General features: G+C 72.9%; 17 protein-coding genes and 1 pseudogene. 7 read left to right on the top strand and 11 right to left on the bottom strand.

From position 1 onward, the window contains the following. Positions 1 to 41: 41 nt before the first annotated feature. Positions 42 to 1,361 (bottom strand): radical SAM protein, encoded by a 1,320-nt coding sequence (locus ACFW48_RS35370; protein WP_386322269.1) that lies wholly within the window; start codon positions 1,359 to 1,361, stop codon positions 42 to 44. Between the two features lie 106 nt (positions 1,362 to 1,467). Between ACFW48_RS35370 and ACFW48_RS35365 the strand changes: the two genes are divergently transcribed. Next, complete coding sequence (locus tag ACFW48_RS35365; RefSeq protein ID WP_386322267.1) at positions 1,468 to 2,724, top strand: FAD-binding protein; 1,257 nt, start codon at positions 1,468 to 1,470, stop codon at positions 2,722 to 2,724. A 186-nt stretch (positions 2,725 to 2,910) separates the two neighbouring features. Here the strand turns inward: ACFW48_RS35365 and ACFW48_RS35360 are convergent, their stop codons facing one another. Beyond that, complete coding sequence (locus ACFW48_RS35360) at positions 2,911 to 3,444, bottom strand: hypothetical protein (RefSeq protein ID WP_386322265.1); 534 nt, start codon at positions 3,442 to 3,444, stop codon at positions 2,911 to 2,913. Then, complete coding sequence (locus tag ACFW48_RS35355; RefSeq protein WP_386322263.1) at positions 3,441 to 5,165, bottom strand: PHP domain-containing protein; 1,725 nt, start codon at positions 5,163 to 5,165, stop codon at positions 3,441 to 3,443. The genes ACFW48_RS35360 and ACFW48_RS35355 overlap by 4 nt, the downstream gene beginning before the upstream one ends. A gap of 150 nt (positions 5,166 to 5,315) precedes the next feature. Here ACFW48_RS35355 and ACFW48_RS35350 point away from each other — a divergent pair, with 150 nt between their 5' ends. Further along, complete coding sequence (locus ACFW48_RS35350) at positions 5,316 to 5,906, top strand: TetR/AcrR family transcriptional regulator (protein WP_386322261.1); 591 nt, start codon at positions 5,316 to 5,318, stop codon at positions 5,904 to 5,906. On the opposite strand, the gene ACFW48_RS35345 is transcribed toward ACFW48_RS35350, so the two are convergent. Genes ACFW48_RS35345 through ACFW48_RS35335 form a run of 3 tightly spaced genes read right to left on the bottom strand, consistent with a single transcriptional unit; the run spans position 5,900 to position 7,944 of the window. Continuing rightward, entirely contained in the window at positions 5,900 to 6,622 is a 723-nt protein-coding gene (locus ACFW48_RS35345) for a hypothetical protein (RefSeq protein WP_386322259.1), read from the bottom strand. The two genes, ACFW48_RS35350 and ACFW48_RS35345, sit on opposite strands and share 7 nt — an antisense overlap. Positions 6,623 to 6,631: 9 nt before the next feature. Then, positions 6,632 to 7,420, bottom strand: coding sequence for an isocitrate lyase/phosphoenolpyruvate mutase family protein (locus ACFW48_RS35340; RefSeq protein WP_386322257.1), 789 nt, complete (start codon positions 7,418 to 7,420; stop codon positions 6,632 to 6,634). Beyond that, on the bottom strand, positions 7,417 to 7,944 hold the full coding sequence (locus ACFW48_RS35335) for a hypothetical protein (RefSeq protein ID WP_386322256.1): 528 nt from the start codon (positions 7,942 to 7,944) through the stop codon (positions 7,417 to 7,419). Before ACFW48_RS35335 ends, ACFW48_RS35340 begins: the two co-directional genes overlap by 4 nt. Positions 7,945 to 8,051: 107 nt before the next feature. Here ACFW48_RS35335 and ACFW48_RS35330 point away from each other — a divergent pair, with 107 nt between their 5' ends. Then, on the top strand, positions 8,052 to 8,588 hold the full coding sequence (locus ACFW48_RS35330; RefSeq protein ID WP_386322254.1) for a hypothetical protein: 537 nt from the start codon (positions 8,052 to 8,054) through the stop codon (positions 8,586 to 8,588). On the opposite strand, the gene ACFW48_RS35325 is transcribed toward ACFW48_RS35330, so the two are convergent. Beyond that, a complete protein-coding gene (locus ACFW48_RS35325; protein WP_386322252.1) occupies positions 8,533 to 9,645 on the bottom strand; it encodes a rhamnogalacturonan acetylesterase in 1,113 nt (370 codons plus the stop codon). The genes ACFW48_RS35330 and ACFW48_RS35325 overlap by 56 nt on opposite strands. Next, the gene (locus ACFW48_RS35320; protein ID WP_386322250.1) at positions 9,642 to 10,742 is read right to left on the bottom strand and encodes a family 43 glycosylhydrolase; all 1,101 of its coding nucleotides are present in this window, start codon (positions 10,740 to 10,742) and stop codon (positions 9,642 to 9,644) included. The genes ACFW48_RS35325 and ACFW48_RS35320 overlap by 4 nt, the downstream gene beginning before the upstream one ends. A gap of 163 nt (positions 10,743 to 10,905) precedes the next feature. Between ACFW48_RS35320 and mmuM the strand changes: the two genes are divergently transcribed. Further along, positions 10,906 to 11,811, top strand: coding sequence for a homocysteine S-methyltransferase (gene mmuM, locus ACFW48_RS35315; RefSeq protein ID WP_386322248.1), 906 nt, complete (start codon positions 10,906 to 10,908; stop codon positions 11,809 to 11,811). 26 nt (positions 11,812 to 11,837) lie between these two features. Here mmuM and ACFW48_RS35310 read toward each other — a convergent pair. Next, positions 11,838 to 12,278 (bottom strand): annotated as a pseudogene (locus ACFW48_RS35310) (ATP-binding protein); the annotation flags it as partial. Positions 12,279 to 12,363: 85 nt separating this feature from the next. Between ACFW48_RS35310 and ACFW48_RS35305 the strand changes: the two are divergent. Further along, entirely contained in the window at positions 12,364 to 13,182 is an 819-nt protein-coding gene (locus tag ACFW48_RS35305; protein WP_386322246.1) for a helix-turn-helix domain-containing protein, read from the top strand. Beyond that, positions 13,179 to 13,433 carry a DUF397 domain-containing protein gene (locus ACFW48_RS35300; protein ID WP_386322244.1) on the top strand — a complete coding sequence of 85 codons (255 nt, stop codon included), beginning with the start codon at positions 13,179 to 13,181 and terminating at the stop codon, positions 13,431 to 13,433. Before ACFW48_RS35305 ends, ACFW48_RS35300 begins: the two co-directional genes overlap by 4 nt. On the opposite strand, the gene ACFW48_RS35295 is transcribed toward ACFW48_RS35300, so the two are convergent. Next, positions 13,390 to 14,886, bottom strand: coding sequence for a carboxylesterase/lipase family protein (locus ACFW48_RS35295; protein WP_386322242.1), 1,497 nt, complete (start codon positions 14,884 to 14,886; stop codon positions 13,390 to 13,392). The genes ACFW48_RS35300 and ACFW48_RS35295 overlap by 44 nt on opposite strands. Positions 14,887 to 15,034: 148 nt before the next feature. On the opposite strand from ACFW48_RS35295, the gene ACFW48_RS35290 reads away from it, so the two are divergent. Then, complete coding sequence (locus ACFW48_RS35290) at positions 15,035 to 15,373, top strand: STAS domain-containing protein (protein WP_386322240.1); 339 nt, start codon at positions 15,035 to 15,037, stop codon at positions 15,371 to 15,373. 224 nt (positions 15,374 to 15,597) lie between these two features. Here ACFW48_RS35290 and ACFW48_RS35285 read toward each other — a convergent pair whose 3' ends face one another. After that, the gene (locus tag ACFW48_RS35285; RefSeq protein ID WP_386322238.1) at positions 15,598 to 16,251 is read right to left on the bottom strand and encodes a hypothetical protein; all 654 of its coding nucleotides are present in this window, start codon (positions 16,249 to 16,251) and stop codon (positions 15,598 to 15,600) included. Positions 16,252 to 16,261: the final 10 nt, after the last annotated feature.

Raw genomic sequence — 16,261 nt, 5'->3', positions numbered from 1 at the left:
GAGTCGTACGGAAGCCGGGCCGGAACGTCTCGACCCGCGGCTCACACCTCGACGGGTTCGTCCTCCGGCAGGCTGTCCATGAAGGAGCTGACCGAGAAGACCGCGCGGCCGGCGCCGGGCAGGCCGTAGCCGGGGGGCGAGGAGAGGCCGAACTCGTCCATCGTGGCGCGGTAGGCCTCCAGCAGCCGGATGTGGTACTCCAGCGGCGCGCCCTGCGGGTTGGCCTTGCCGAGCGGGGTGGTGGGCTCGGGGCACCAGGTGGTGAACCGGGGCGTGATGCCGTGCGACATGAAGAAGCGCAGGCCCTCGGTGGTGGACGCGATGGCCTCGTCGACCGTCTTGAAGCCGAAGGGCTCGGCCATCTCCACGCCCGCCACGAAGTTCGGGATGACGTTGCGCGCGCCGAAGACGTCGGTGGAGTCCAGGATGCGCTTGTGCCACTCGTCGCGGCCGACGTACCGCTCCTTGCCGGGGCAGTACATCTTGAACAGGTACTCGTCCCACACCTCGTAGTTGGGGTGGTAGATCTGGACGCCGTAGTCCTTGAAGCGCTGGACGTCGTCCTTGGGCAGGGCCTGGGCGACGACCTTGCCGATCCATCGGCCGGGGAAGTGCTCCTCGATGGCCTTGGCGTAGCGCCCGTAGAAGTCCGCCTCGTCCAGGCCCTGGACCTTCGACGTGATGGCGCCGCCGGTGAGGGTGTAGGCGGTGGACGTCTTGGCCGTGTCGTAGGTGTTGATGATGTCCAGTGCTTCGAGGACCTCGTCGACGTCCTTCACGCCCGTGTACGGGCGGCCCGCCGCCTTGTGCTGGCGCCAGTTGTGGTTGATGTCGCAGTACTGGCACTCCTCCTTGGCGCCGAAGTACTGGCAGACCCGGAAGGCGGTCAGGTAGATCAGGTAGCCCCACTGGATGGTCGGGGCCACCTCCATGACCGACTTCCCGTTGGAGAGGGTGTGCCGGTAGTACTCGGGCATGGGCGGCACGCCGACGTCCGAGATGCGCTTGCCGTCGAGGTAGAGGCCGAGCTGGCCGTGCTCGTCGGCGGCGACCCGGTAGGGGGAGGCCGGGTTCACGCGGACCGAGACGACGGTGCGGCGCAGGTCGTAGGGGCCGCCGGTGAGGATGATCTCCTCGGGCGGGCGGCGCAGCGCGGCCTCGCCCAGCTCCGGCAGGGTGCCGTGGTCGAAGGAGAAGATGAAGTACGACTTCGGCTTGACCTCGCCGTCCTCGTTGTCACTGAGCGCGGAGGGGTCGAAGGCAACCCCGCCGCGGAGCAGGTCCTCCTTGAAGACGGCTTCCCGCGGCACATGCGGAAAGCGCTCCATAAGATCCTCGACCAGCGCGGTGCGGCTGCCCATCCGTGTCTCCTCCCGGCTCAGGCGTTCGACTTCTCACGGTATGCCCCCGCCGGTGCGGCTTCCCGCCCGGGGCCCCTTCCAGGCGCGCCGGGTAGGTTTCCGCGGTATGACCGACATCACCGTGACCAATTGGGCCGGCAACATCACCTACACGGCCAAGGAGCTGCTCCGGCCGCACTCACTGGACGCGCTGCGGGCCCTGGTGGCGGACAGCGCGCGGGTGCGGGTGCTGGGCAGCGGGCACTCCTTCAACGAGATCGCCGAGCCGGGAGCCGAGGGCGTACTGCTGTCGCTGGCCGCGCTCCCGGCCGAGGTGGACGTCGACACGGCGGCCCGTACGGTGCGGGTGGGCGGCGGCGTCCGGTACGCGGAGCTGGCCCGGCTGGTGCACGGGCGGGGGCTGGCGCTGCCGAACATGGCGTCGCTGCCGCACATCTCGGTCGCCGGGTCGGTGGCGACCGGAACGCATGGCTCCGGGGTGGGCAACGGCTCGCTGGCGTCGGTGGTGCGTGAGGTGGAGCTGGTCACGGCGGACGGCTCGACGGTGACCGTCGCACGAGGCGACGAGCGGTTCGGCGGCGCGGTGACCTCACTCGGCGCGCTGGGCGTCGTGACCGCGCTCACCCTCGACCTGGAGCCGGCCTACGAGGTCGAGCAGCACGTCTTCACCGAGCTGCCGCTCGCCGGACTGGACACGGCGACGTTCGGCACGGTGATGGCGGCGGCGTACAGCGTGAGCCTCTTCACCGACTGGCGGGCCCCCGGCTTCCGGCAGGTGTGGCTGAAGCGGCGCACCGACCAGCCGCTGCCCGAGTTCCCGTACGCCGCCCCGGCCGCCGAGAAGATGCACCCGGTGCCGGGCATGCCCGCGGTCAACTGCACCGAGCAGTTCGGGGTGCCGGGGCCCTGGCACGAGCGGCTGCCGCACTTCCGCGCCGAGTTCACGCCCAGCAGCGGCGCCGAGGTCCAGTCGGAGTACCTGATGCCGCGCGAGCACGCGCTGGACGCCCTGCGCGCGATGGACGCGATACGGGAGACCGTCGCACCGGTGCTGCAGACCTGCGAGGTGCGCACGGTCGCCGCCGACGGGCAGTGGCTGAGCCCGGCGTACGGGCGGGACACCGTGGCCGCGCACTTCACCTGGGTCGAGGACACGGCGGCGGTGCTGCCGGTGGTGCGGCGGCTGGAGGAGGCGCTGGCCCCGTTCGCGGCCCGGCCGCACTGGGGGAAGGTGTTCACGACGCCGGCGGGCGAACTGCGCGCGCTCTACCCGCGGCTGGCCGATTTCCGGGCGCTGACCGGGGCCCTGGACCCGGCGGGGAAGTTCACCAACGCGTTCGTGCGCGGGGTGCTGGCGGACTGAACGCGGCCGCCCGCGTCCGGCGGCGACGGCGCGTGCGCCCCTCGCCGCTCAGGCGCGGCCCGCCCGGCGGATCGGCGTGAACAGCGCGGCGACCGCGATGAGCACGCCGCGGGCGCCGGCCGCCAGGGCGACCGACGTGGTGCCGCGCCGCTCCGCCGCCCAGGTGAGGACGGCCGCGCGGACGGGTCAGTGGTCCGCGCAGCACGGCGTCGGGTCGGGGTCCTCGAACGGCACCAGGGTGCCGCCCGCGGCGGGCATGGCGGCCAGGACGAGGCGGCCGTCGTGCCACTGGGGGCGGACGTGTTCCCGGGTGACCAGCCGGGCGTCCGGGGCCGGTTCGTCCGGCGTGCCCAGTACCGTCACCCGGTCGATCGCGGAGCGCGCGAGCAGTTCCGCGAGCGTCAGCGTGCCGGTGAGGGCGCCCGCGCCCGGGTAGAGGACGGCGCGGCCGACCTCGTCCGGGGCGCCGTCGCGGACCTCGTACCCCAGGGCGGTGAGCCGGTCCCGGGCGGTGCGCAGGACCGGCTCCGCCGCCACGGCCTCCGTCGCGAGCGACAGGGCGACGCGCGGACGGCCGTCCCGCACCAGGTGCGTGCAGCCGAAGACGCCCTCGGGGAGGTCGAGTTCGGCCGCGAGCGCCTGGAGCAGGTGATCGGCCTCGCGCAGCGTCGTCGCGTCGGTGTCGATGCCGATGGCGTACGGCGCGGAGGGCGGCGTCACGACGGCAGGATCCACACCGGGTTGGAGTAGAACCACAGGTCGCGCCACGGGTCGGCGTCGCCGACGACGTCGATGGCGGGGCCCGCCGGGTCGACCTTCGCGCCCAGGGCGCCGACGGCGGACCGGTTGCCGTCGGTGCCGCGCGTGCGGAGGTAGACGGGGTGGTCGACGCGGCCGAGATCGTAGGTGAGCCGGACGGTGCCGGTGTCCTTGTTCACCTCGTACGACTTGACCACCCGGGCCGTCGGCGCGGTGAAGGTGTCCTTGTCGGCGACCGTGCCGGTCACGTCGCCCTGGATGACGTCGACCCGGGCCAGCTTCGGGGTGAACCCCGCCCAGTTGGGGCCGCCGGCCAGGGCCACGTCCATCGACAGGGTGACCCGTGTGCCCTTGCGGACGTGCAGGGCGCCGCCGAGCGTCGCCCAGCGGCCACCGCCCGACACGCGGACGTCGAGGCCGCTGATGAGCTGCCCGTGGTCGACCCAGACGCGTCCGGCGCGGATGCCGTCCATGACGGCGGCGTAGGAGAAGCCGTCGGAGCCGACGTGGGTGCGGCTGTACTGGCCGGGCCAGAAGTCGCCCTGGGTGACGTCGATCCGCCCGGCGTAGACGGGGTCGTCGTAGCGGCCGTTGGCGTTGAAGTCGCCGCCGCCGCGGGCGGCGGTGTCGGCGTACACCTGGTGGGAGTCGGAGTTGGCGGTGATCCACCAGGGGCGGCCCTCGGCGATGAGGCTGTCCCACAGGCCGCCGACGGTGGCGGTCATCCAGTCGAAGCCGCCCCAGGTGCGGTAGCTCTCCAGCGGGTAGCCGGGGAAGGAGTTGGCGCCCGGGCTGCCGTCGTAGATGCCGCGGGCGCGGCCCATGCCGAGCGGCTTCGGCAGACCGGCCGCCTGGTGGCCGGGGGCGCCCTCGAAGCCGACGGCGATCTGGTGGCGCTCGGAGGTGGCGTCGCGCCAGGCACGGATCTCGTGCGGCGAGTCGATGCCCTTGCGCGCCGGATGGTTGGCGAGCATCAGGGCGTCCTTGACCTTGCGTCGCTTGACCTGGTCGGCGAGGAAGGAGAGCCCGGCGACGGCGAGGGCCTCGTTGGCGGGCGTGGAGTCGCCGGCGCCCTTGACGCTGCCGTCGTAGTCGGTCTCGAACTGCTTGAGGACGGAGACCTCGTTCTTGCCGGGGTGGACGAAGACGGTGCCGTGCTCGGCGGCCGGGATGTTCCACTCCAGGCCCTGGAAGACGAGGGTGTCCTCGTGGGCGTCGCGGGCCTCGCGGATGTCCGGGTTGACCTTCTCCACGCCGATCTTGGCGTGCGTGACGCTGCCGTGGTCGGTGATGACCAGCCAGTCCATGCCGTGCCGGGCGCCCTGGCGTACCTGGTCGACGACGCGGTACTTGCCGTCGCTGCTGTACTGGGTGTGGATGTGGTGGTCGCCGGCGAGCCAGAGGAAGCCCTTCTTGCGGCGGCCGTCGCTCGCGGCCTGTGCGGGGGCGGCGGTCGCGGTCTGGGCGAGGACGGTGCCGGCGGCGAGTCCGGCGCCGAGCAGGCCGGCGCGGTGCAGCAGGCCGCGGCGCGACTGCTGTTCGGGGCTCAGGGCCTCGTCGGGAACGCTGGTGTCGAAGGCGGCGGGCAGGGGCTGTGCGGCCTCGTGCTCGTGGTCGTGCGTGTGTGCGTGTCCGTGGTGGTGATGGCCGTGCGTGTGCCCGTGTCCGTGACCGTGCCCCATGAAGTCCTCCTGGATACCGCCGCCGTGCGCGGCTGTGAGGAGAATCGAGGCAGAAGATGAACGTTTAACGACTCAGAGGTGAGCCCCGGCTGCCGCCCGGCCTGCCCTAGCATGAAACCTAGGAGTCCTAGGAATCCGGGAAGGTGGCCCATGCCCCGAGCGGGTCTTACAACCGACCGCGTCGTCGCGGCCGCCGCCGACCTCGCCGACGCGACCGGGTTCGAGAGCGTCACCGTCTCGGCGCTCGCCCGGCGCTTCGGGGTGAAGGACGCCAGCCTCTACACGCACGTCAAAAACCTCCAGGACCTGCGCGTGCGGGTCGCGCTGCTGGCCGGCGGCGAACTGATCGACGAGATCGCGGCGGCGGTGGCCGGCCGGGCCGGGAAGGAGGCGCTGGCCGCTTTCGCGGGCGCCTACCGGGCGTACGCCCTGCGCCACCCCGGCCGCTACGCCGCGACCCAGATCCGCGTCGACCAGTCCCTCGTCGCCGACTCCCCCGCCCTGCGCCGCACCGCCGAGATCACCTACGGCATGCTCCGTGCCTACGGCCTGACCGAACCCGACCTCACCGACGCGGTACGCCTGCTGCGCAGCACCTTCCACGGCTACTGCGCCCTGGAGGCCACCGGCGGCTTCGGCGCCCCGCGCGACGTACAGGCGTCCTGGGACAAGGCTGTCGACGCCCTGCACGTGGCGCTGGCGAACTGGCCCCGGGACACGGACGGCGCCCGCGGTCACTGACCGTACGGCAGCCCGCCCGCGCGCGGGCGCTTGAACCACCGCGCCGCGGCACCCTGGTTGAGCAGGACCACGATGGCGATCGCACCGAACAGCGGGAGGCCGCCGCCCCCGTTCCCCTGGGCGATCCCACCGAGCGACATCACGATCTGCACGCTCGCCAGCACGATGGACGCGACCCGCACACCGTTGCCGCCCGTGCCGTACCTGAAGGCGAGGACGAACAGCACCCAACCCATCAGGTTCGTGGCGAAGAGCCGGCCCGCGTCCTCCGCGCCGACGCCGGCTCCCCAGATGACCACGACCAGCATCACCAGCCCCGCCATCACCCAGATCAGGATCTGCGCGGCGCGCACACTGCCCGGCATGGTCGGCGGCGGCACGGGGGCGTAGGGGTACGGGGCGCCCGTGTACCCGCCGGGAGCGCCGCCGTACGCACCAGGAGCACCGCCGTACGCGCCGGGAGCGCCGTAGCCGCCGGGCGCACCGTAGGAGTCCGGGGCGCCGTACCCGGCCTGGCCGCCGTACCCGCCGGGCGCGGGGTACCCGCCGGGAGCGCCGGATCCTCCCGGGGCGCCGAGGGCGGGCGGTGCGGGGTGGGCGCCCGGCGGAGTGGTCCCCGGCGGGGGTCCGTACGGGCCGCCCTGGGGCCCGGTGGGCTGCCCGTCGGCGGTGGTCCGCCCGTCGGGACCCGGTGCGGCTGGATACTCGTTCGACATGCCGTGACCCTATCCGGGGCCCTCATGCCCCCGGCTCAGCGCCCGCACCTCGTCGTACGCCGGTGCCGCGCCCCGCACTTCCCGGCCCGCGCGGATGTCGGCCGCCGTCTCCAGGACGGCGCCCAGTGCCCGCCGGTACAGCAGCGAGCCGAGGCTGACCCGGCCCACGCCGAGGTCGGCGAGGTGCGGGAGGGCCGGACCGGTGGGCGAGTAGAGGATGTTGAGCGGGACGTCGAAGTGGGCGACCAGGGCCGCGATCCGGCCGGGGTCGGTGAGGCCGGGGACGAAGACGCCGTCCGCGCCGGCCTCGCGGTAGGCGTCGAGGCGCCGCATCGTCTCGGCGACGCGGCCCTCGCCGTCGCCGTCGTGGTCCCCGAGCCAGTACGTGTCCGTACGGGCGTTGACGAACAGGCCGGGAGCCGCCGACCTGACCGCGGCGATCTTCGCCGCGTGCCGGCCGACGGGTCCGAGGCCGTCCTCCAGATTGACGCCGACGGCTCCGACCGCAGCCAGTTGCCGCGCGAACTCCCCCACCTCGTCGGGGTCGTCGCTGAAGCCGTCCTCCGCGTCGACGGACAGCAGGAACGGCCCCGATCCCAGGGCGAGGGCCAGCCGCAGCGTCTCGTCGCGGGTCGCCGACGCCCCGTCGGGCAGCCCGCCAGCCGCCGCGACACCCAGGCTGGTCGTGCCGACCGCCCGGAAGCCCTGCCCGGCGAGGGCGAACGCGGAGGCGTGGTCCCAGGCGCACGGCAGCAGCAGGGGCTCGCCGGCGCGGTGGAGGTCGGCGAAGGCGGTCACGACAGGTCACCCACCGCGTCGGCGTAGTACGCGGATTCCGTGAGGTGCACGGCGAGTTCGCGGAAGCTCCAGCCCTCGCCGGGCGAGTGGTCGAGCTGCTCGTCGGTGAGCGCGTCGAGGCGGTTGGCCCAGATCCGGGCGAGCCGGGTGAGGCGGCTGCGGGCCTCGTCGAGGTCCTCCTGTGTGAAGGGGGCGCGGTCCGCGTCCGTGGTGACCGTGGAGGCGTGCCAGTGGTCGGGCTGCGTCTCCTCTCCGGCCAACCGCGCCTCCAGCTCCGCGAGGTGGTCGACCATGTGGTCGGCGACGCGCCGGATCGCCTTGTGCGGGGTGTAGACGCGGTCGTCGACGTGCGCGGGCCGCCCGTCCCAGTGGGTCCAGGTGGCGGCCAGGGCCAGGACGTGGTCGACCATGCCGGTGACGGCGTCGGCGGGCGTGCCGGTGGTGACCGTGGCGGGAGTGGCGGGAGTGGCGGGAGTGGCGGGAGTGGCGGGAGTGGCGGTGATCGTGTCGTTCATGTCCCGCACGCTATGGGCCGGTTGGTTCGGTGCCGGCCGAAGTGTTCTCGCCTTTCGGGCGGGTACCTGGACGCTCACGCGGCGTCACGACCAGGCCCGACCACCGAGAGGTGAGCATGAGAACACCTGAGCGGCACGACGAATTCACCGGAAGGCGTTGGCGAGACAGGCTGTCGGTCATCGGCCTGGTCGCACTGGCCGCGAACCTGACCTTCCGATTGATCGTGGACGGTTTCGACGCGTGGCTGTACGCCCTGATCAGTGCGACCCTGATGAGCCTGTGGATCGTGTTCCTGGTACGCCGCCGCCGTCGGCAGGACTCCCGGGACACCGGTGCGCAGCCGGACGACGTGCCCGCCATGGAACGGCGGATCCTCAAGGGCGGGCCGCCTCCCGAGGATCCGCGTCGCCGGCAGACCATGGCGGCGCTGGTCGACTCCCGTCAGCGGCGGCTGCGGCGCAACCGCTGGTGGGCGTTCCCGCTCCTGGCCGTCATCTTCTTCGGGACGTCGATCCTGTGGTTCGTCTCCGGCTCCGTCACCGCCGGGAGCTGGACCCTCGCCCTCGCGGTGGCGGCCATGGGCTGGCTGACCTGGTTCAACCTCCGTTTCGACCGGCGTCTGTCGCAGATGCGGCGCCGACTGCAGAGCTGACCCCCACCCGTACGGCACCGGGCGGCACCAGGTGCTGGTCGACGAGCCCGTCCCGGACCAGGCCCGCGTAGACGGTGGCGCCGTGCGCGGAGGTGTGGGTGTTGTCCCGCTTCTCGTCGTAGAGGTAGAGGGCCTTGGAGCCCTCCACGCCCAGGGACTCCACGAGCGCCTTCGTCTTCGCGGTCAGGTCGATCAGCGGCACGTCCTCGGCGGCGGCGACCGAGCGGACGACGGCCGGGTGGTCGACGCCGAGACCGTTGACGAGCAGCGCGGTGTCGTTGTCGAGGGTGCCGTCGGCGTTGAACCAGCGGCGCACGACCGGTGTCACGAGGACGGGCCGGCCGCCCTGCTCCCGCACACCCGCCACCAGCGCCTGAAGGTTGGCCCGGTAGGTGGCGCCGTCGGTCGTCTTGTCGTTGTGCGCGAGTTGGACGAGCACCAGGTCACCCGGGTGGATCCGCGACCGGACGGTACCCCAGAGCCGCTGATCGGCCAGGTAACTGACCGTGCTGTCCCCGGAGTCGGCGTGGTTGGCGACGGACAGGCCCTTGCGGAGGTACCGCGGCAGTTGCTGGCCCCAGCCGGAGTACGGCTCCCCCGGCTGGTCGCAGACCGTGGAGTCCCCGACGAGGATGACCTGCCGCGCGTGCCGGGCCGGGGTCACCCTGATACCGGCCAGGGCGGGCGCCGACCCGCCGATCGTCAGGTCCAGGCCCGGGCTGCCGTCGGGCCCGGTGGGCTCGCCCTCGGGTGTGCGGACGTCCACGGTGAAGCTGCGGGCGATCCGCTCGCCGGCCGCCGTGGCGGTCTCGGGAAGCAGGGCCCGCCTGCTCTCGCCGCCGATGGCGGTACGGGCGGCGTCCTCGCCGCCGAGCAGCACCTTCACGTCGTACGTGCCCGGCGGGACGTCGAAGTGGCAGGCCGCAGTCGTGCAGTTGGCCATCCCGGAGGGCCGGTCCGGTGCCTGGTCCTGGGCCCGGGCCTGAGCGGGTACGACCGTCAGGGCACCGGCGGCCAGCGTGACGGCCACCGCCAGTGTGGCGGCGGAGCGTCTCACGCCCGTCCCCTCGCCGTGTCGGCGACCGGGACGCCGAAGTCCGGGGTGCCGTCCGCCTTCCAGCCGAGTCTCTGGACGCGGGTGTGCCGGTTGGGGTCGTTCAGCGGGTCGCCGTCGATCTCCTTGTACTGGCGGGCGTGGTAGACGAGGACGTCGGTGCGGCCGTCCCGGTCGACGGTGAAGCAGTTGTGGCCGGGACCGTACTGACCGGTGGTGTCGTTGCTGGTGAAGACCGGGGTCGGTGACTTCGACCAGTTCGCGGGGTCCATCAGGTCGGCGTCCGCGTCGACGGTCAGCAGGCCCATGCAGTAGTTGGCGTCGGTGGCGCTGGCCGAGTAGGTCATGAACAGGCGGCCGTTGCGGGCGATGACGGAGGCGCCCTCGTTGACCTTGAAGCCGACGCACTCCCAGTCGTACTCGGGCGTGGAGAGCCGTATCTGCGGGCCCTTCAGCGTCCAGGGGTTCGCCATCTCCGACAGCCATAGGGCGGTGTTGTTGTCCATGCCGGGCTCGTACTGGGCCCAGGCGAGGTAGCGGGTGCCGCGGTGGCTGAAGGTGGTGGCGTCGAGGGAGAAGGTCTCCCAGGCCGTCTTCACCTGGCCCCGCTCCACCCAGGTGCCGCGGAAGGGGTTGGGGTGGGAGTTCTCCAGGACCCAGATGCGGATGTCCCAGACGCGCTCGGCGGGCGCGGCGGCGAAGTAGATGTACCACTTGCCGCCGACGCGGTGCATTTCCGGCGCCCAGATGTGCGCGCCCATGTCGCCGGTGGCGTGCTTGCGCCAGATGACGGACTCGTGGGCGGTCGCGAGGCCGTTCAGGGTGCGGGAGCGGCGCAGGATGATGCGGTCGTACTCGGGGGCGGTCGCCGTGAAGTAGTAGAAGCCGTCGGTGTGCCGGCGGATGTGCGGGTCGGCGCGGTTGCGGACGAGCGGGTTCAGGTACGGGGCCGCCGCCTTGCCGGGGGCGGCGGACGCGGCGGAGGCGACGGCGGGGGCGGCGGGGACCGCCGCCAGGGCCCCCGCGACCGCGGCTCCCTTCAACAGCAGACGTCGACCGGGTGCTGCGGGCTGTGCGGGCTGATCGTCGGCGCGGCTCATGCGGGCTGCCTCTCGACAGGGCGCACGACACGACTGGTTCGTCATATCGAACACCATCTGTGATTACGAACGTCGAAAAGGTAAGGGTGTGGCATGGAGAGGTCAACGGGTCCGACGCCGCCACCCGAGCGACGCGTCCGGGTGGACTGGCTAGCCTCGTGTCATGACCAGCGACTTCGCCGACGTCCTCGCCTCCGGCCCGCTCGTACTCGACGGCGGGATGTCCAACCAGCTGGAGTCCGCCGGGCACGACCTGAGCGACGAACTGTGGTCGGCCCGGCTGCTCGCCGAGGATCCCGGAGCGATCACCGAGGCCCATCTCGCCTACTTCGAAGCGGGTGCGGACGTGGCGATCACTTCCAGCTACCAGGCCACGTTCGAGGGCTTCGCCCGGCGCGGCATCGGCCGGGAGCGGGCCGCCGAACTACTCGTCCTCAGCGTGGAGTCGGCCCGGGACGCCGCCCGCCGGGCCCGGGTGACGCGTCCGCTGTGGGTGGCGGCGTCGGCCGGCCCGTACGGGGCGATGCTCGCGGACGGCTCCGAGTACCGGGGCCGGTACGGGCTCGGCACCGGGGAGCTCGAGCGCTTCCACCGGCCCCGCCTCGAGGTCCTGGCCGCCGCCCGGCCCGACGTCCTCGCGCTGGAGACGGTGCCGGACACCGACGAGGCGGCGGCACTGCTGCGGTCGGTGCGCGGACTCGGCGTGCCGGCCTGGTTGTCGTACACCATCGCGGGCGACCGTACCCGCGCCGGCCAGCCGGTGGAGGACGCCTTCGCCCTGGCGGCGGACGCGGACGAAGTGATCGCGGTGGGCGTCAACTGCTGCGCCCCCGAGGATGTGGCCGGCGCGGTCGAGACGGCCGCCCGGGTCACCGGCAAGCCGGTCGTCGCCTATCCCAACAGCGGCGAGGTCTGGGACGCGGAGGCGCGGGCGTGGCGGGGGCGTTCCTCGTTCACCGCCGATCAGGTGCGGGGCTGGCGGGCCGCCGGAGCCCGGCTGGTCGGCGGGTGCTGTCGGGTGGGCCCCGGCGCGATCACGTCGATCGCGTCGGCACTGTCGTCGGCCTGACCGGTGGCCGCGGGGGCCGACCGCTCGTCGCCCGGGTCGACACCCACCTCGCACCACACGATCTTGCCGGGGCCCCGCTCCCCCACGCCCCACTTGTCCGCCAGCTCCGACACCAGCAGCAGCCCGCGGCCGCCCTCTCCGGGCTCCCGTACGTCCGCCTGCGGCACGGCCGGCACGCCGTCCCCGCTGTCGTGCACCTCGACGCGGACGCCGTCGCCGTACGGCAGCAGGCGCAGCAGGAAGCCCCGGCCGGGCGGTACGCCGTGCACCAGGGCGTTGGTCGCCAGTTCGCTGACGCACAGCACCACGTCGTCCGCGCGCTCACGCACTCCCCACTCGGCGAGCGCCTCGCGCGTGAACGCCCTCGCGGCGGGGACGGACCGGCGTTCCCGGCGGTAGAGGCGTTCACGTGGGGACGGGGGTCGAGTTTCCTTGTTCACGTGACGAGGGTCACGCTCCGTGGCCATGATGAGACAGAGCGCACTGCCGTACAGCCGGTCTGTACGGGTGCGCGATGGTGAACGTACGGGCGCGGGTGGGGAGTTCGACCTCATGGGCACGACGACACGGAGGAACGCCTCCGCGATGAAGATGGTGGGGGCGCTGCTCGCCCTCTACCGCCAGGCCGCCGGACACACGCAGAGGTCGCTGGGCGAGCGGTTCGTCATCGGCGAGCAGCAGATCGCGTCGATCGAACAGGGCAGACGCCCGCTGAAGCCGGATCTCGCCGAGCAGCTCGACGAACTCCTGGAGACCAAGGGGGCGTTGTCCACTGCGTTGAGCAGGATGCCGGAGGTGGATCTGGTTCCGTTGTGGGCGGAGGAGTATCTGGATCGGGAGCGGGAGGCTATTGCGATCTCCGCCTACGCGAGCCTGGCCGTGCCCGGCCAGCTCCAGACGGAGGGGTACGCGCGAGCCGTCTTCCACAGCCGTGTACCCGTTTACGACACGGACGAGATCGAGCAACTCGTGTCACGGCGAATGGAGCGCCAGGAGATCCTCCACCGCAAGGTGCCGCCCACCGTCAGCTTCGTCGTCTGGGAAGCTGTACTGCGGGACCGCCTGGGCGGGAACGAAGTGCACGCCGAGCAGGTTCGGAAACTGCGTGAGTGCGCGGACGTGCCCGGCATCACCCTCCAAGTCCTGCCACTCGGCCGCACCTCACACGCAGGGCTGGACGGCCCCTTCGTCCTCCTGGAAACGCCCGACTACCAGCGGCTCGCATACATGGAAACTCACCGCGGCAGCCAACTGATCGCCGACCCCGACGGGGTGGGGATCCTGACCCAGAAGTATGCGATGCTGCGGACGCAGGCCCTCAACACGGAGGATACGAGGGACTTGTTGGACCGTCTCCTGGGAGAAGCATGAGTAGCGGCACCGCGCTTGAGTGGTTCAAGTCGAGCTACAGCGGCAGCGAAGGCGGCGAATGCCTCGAAGTCGCCTACGAGTGGCGCAAGTCCAGCCACAGCGGCAGCGACGGCGGCAACTGCGTAGAAGTCGCCACGCACCCCACCGCCGTCCACATCCGCGACTCCAAGACCGCCAACAACCCAAACACCCGCACCGCCCCCCACATCACCGTCGAACCAGCCGCCTGGACCGCATTCCTCGCATGGTGACGTCGGCCTGCCACAGGTCGAACTCGGCGTCGCGCGGCCCGTACGCCGTGTGCGGGGCGCCGTCGCCGAAGACCCGCACGGGATGCGTGGCGTCCCACGCCGTCCAGCCCGGGTCCCCGGACTCCGCGAACCGCACCCACGCCCCGTGCATCGCGTCGGCCAGCTCCCGCGGAGCACCCTCGCCCGCGAGCCTGCGCGCATCGGGCGTGTCCCCGGAGTCGAAGACGAAGCCCAGTTCCAGGGCGTGGCAGGCGCCGAGGTCGGGCAGTCCGGACGGCCAGGCGAACTCGTAGACGTACGACGATCCCGGTCGGGCGTCGGCCAGGCGGTGCATCGGGATGCGGAGCAGGTGGTCGGTGACCAGCTGGCCGACGGTCTCGGCGGCACCGGCGTGCACGGCGCGGTAGCCGCGTACGACCTCGTTGCCGCAGTGGACGCGGGCGCGCGCACCGGCGAGGGCGACCGCGCCGAGCCGGTCGACGCGTTCGAGGAGGCCGCCGGGCACCAGCCACAGCCGGTACTCGTCGCGGGTCCAGCCCATCATCAGGTCGACGCCGGGTGCCGCCCCGCCCTCGACGAGGGCCTCCAGCGGGTCGCGGGGAAGCACGTCTCCGTCGACGACGATCCCGAAGGCGGGTCCGCCGAGCACCGGGCTGCTGAACCGCCCCACCTCGGACTGGGCCCGCAGCAGCTCGCCCCGGTCGGCGGCGGCGAAGGCCTCCGCGGTGGCGGGGATCTTGAGGCGGGAGGCCATACGGCGGACCATGCGCCGCACCTTGTCGCGGTCGGCGGCTTCCGGGGCGCCGCTCTGCAGCACGGCCCGCCGGAACAGCCCCTGGGCCCGCGGGGCGGCGAGCAGGGCGCCGGTGCTGATGGCTCCGGCGGACTGCCCGGCGAGGGTGACCCGGTCGGGGTCGCCGCCGAAGGCCTCGACCGACGCCCGCACCCACTCCAGGGCGGCGAGCTGGTCGCGCAGGCCGGCGTTGGCGGGGGCGTCCGGGAACAGTCCGTAGCCCTCGACGCCCAGCCGGTAGTTGACCGACACGCAGACCACGCCGTCCCGGGCGAAGGTGCGACCGTCGTAGACGGGCACGGCGGAGGAGCCCCTGGTCAGGGCGCCGCCGTGCAGCCACACCAGGACGGGCAGGCGGGCGCCGGGGCCCGGCTCCGGGGTCCAGACGTTGAGATTGAGGCAGTCGTCGCCGGGGATCGCCGGGTCCGAGAGGTACTGGGCGAAGGCCTCGGAGTACGGCGGTTTCGGCGCCGTGGGGCCGAAGGAGCCCGCGTCGCGTACTCCGTCCCAGGGCTCGGGCGGCACGGGCGGCCGGAACCGGCGAGGGCCGAAGGGGGGCGCCGCGTACGGGATGCCCCGGAACACCGCGATCCCGTGCTCGTACCTGCCGCGTACGGCCCCGTAGGGCGTACTGACCACTGGGTCCGTCCGGCCTGCCATAGCGCGCTCACCAGCCCTTCGCCGCACTGATGCACTGCTCATGTCACAGCGGCACGGCGAGCGGATCTATTCCGGACGACCTGTTCGGCGAGGCTTGAGGGACAATGGAGGACACGCACGCCCGCCATGTGCTGCCGAGGAGGCCGTCGTGACCGTCGACCCTCATCGCCCGAGCCAGTCCGCCTCCGTGAGGATCGCCGAGGCCGACGGGCGGCACGCCGTGCTGGCCTTCTCCGGCGACCTGGACGCCCACGCACTGCGCGTACTGGAGGAACTCCTCCTCGACCACCGTCTGCGGCAGCCCGGCACGTGGACCCTGGAGATGAGCGACCTCCACCACATCGACCTGGCCTGCGCCTACGCGCTGCTACGGGCGGTCACCCGGGCCCCGGAACCGGCCGCCATCACCGTCCGCGGAGCCCGCCCGGCCGTCCACCGGACCCTGCGGCACGCCGGTCTCGAAACCGTCGCCACCTTCGAGGAGTAACGGCCGGCGACCGCCCGTCAGGGCTTCGGTGACAGCCCTCGCGTCCGAGGCGCCACGGGGCGGCACAGAGCCGGGCTCCTCGGCGAGCGGATGCGCCGGCCCGGGGATCGTCAGCAGTCCGGACCCCTCCCCCAGCGCGACGTCGAGGTCCGAGGCGTCGGCGCGCAGCACTCGGGGGGCCATGGCGCCGACCCTGGACGGCCGGGACGGCCGGTGGGGCCGGGTCAGCCACCGACATCCACGCTGTTGTCGGGCGCCCCGTCGCCGAACGAGGGCAGGTCGCCGCGCTCCACCGGTGCGCTGGGCGCGGGTTCGGCGGAGGGCAGGAGGCCGGCGGCCTCGGAGGCGTCGGGGCGGTGGGCGGCCAGGGCGGCCTCGCGCAGGACGTCGCGCGGTACGGCGTCCGTCTCGCCGGAGACGCGCACGACGTGGCCCGCCTCGGGCACGGCGTACTCGTGTCGCCCGGCGCCGGTGCGGTACCAGACGTCGCCGTCGCGCTCGCACGTCGTGCGCTCGTCGGACATGTCGCCGACCGGCTGGTCGGGGCAGGTGGCGGCCGTGATCGAGCCCCGGTCGACGGCGAGGCGCAGTTGGGCGCCGCTCTCGCCGGCGACCCAGGTGGCGGTGAAACCGTCGTCGCCGAGTACGCCGACGGACGGCTGGGCCAGGGTGAAGCCGGGGGCCTCGGTGACGTAGACCAGCTCGGACGCGATGCCCAGCGCCTGTGCGCGGGCGTCGAGTTCGCCCTGGCCGGCGGCCTCGGCCGCGCTCGCGGAGGTGCCGGCCGCGGGGTCGGCGTCCGCCTTCTCGGAGCCGCAGGCGGTGAGCAGCAGCGGGGCCAGCAGCAGCACCGGCAGGACGCGCGTGGGACGAATCATGCGGCCATCC

It is taken from the genome of Streptomyces sp. NPDC058812, from assembly GCF_042744565.1.
GTDB lineage: Bacteria > Actinomycetota > Actinomycetes > Streptomycetales > Streptomycetaceae > Streptomyces > Streptomyces thinghirensis.
The sequence above is the reverse complement of the archived record's forward strand: the minus strand, read 5'-3'. Positions and strand labels throughout refer to the sequence as shown.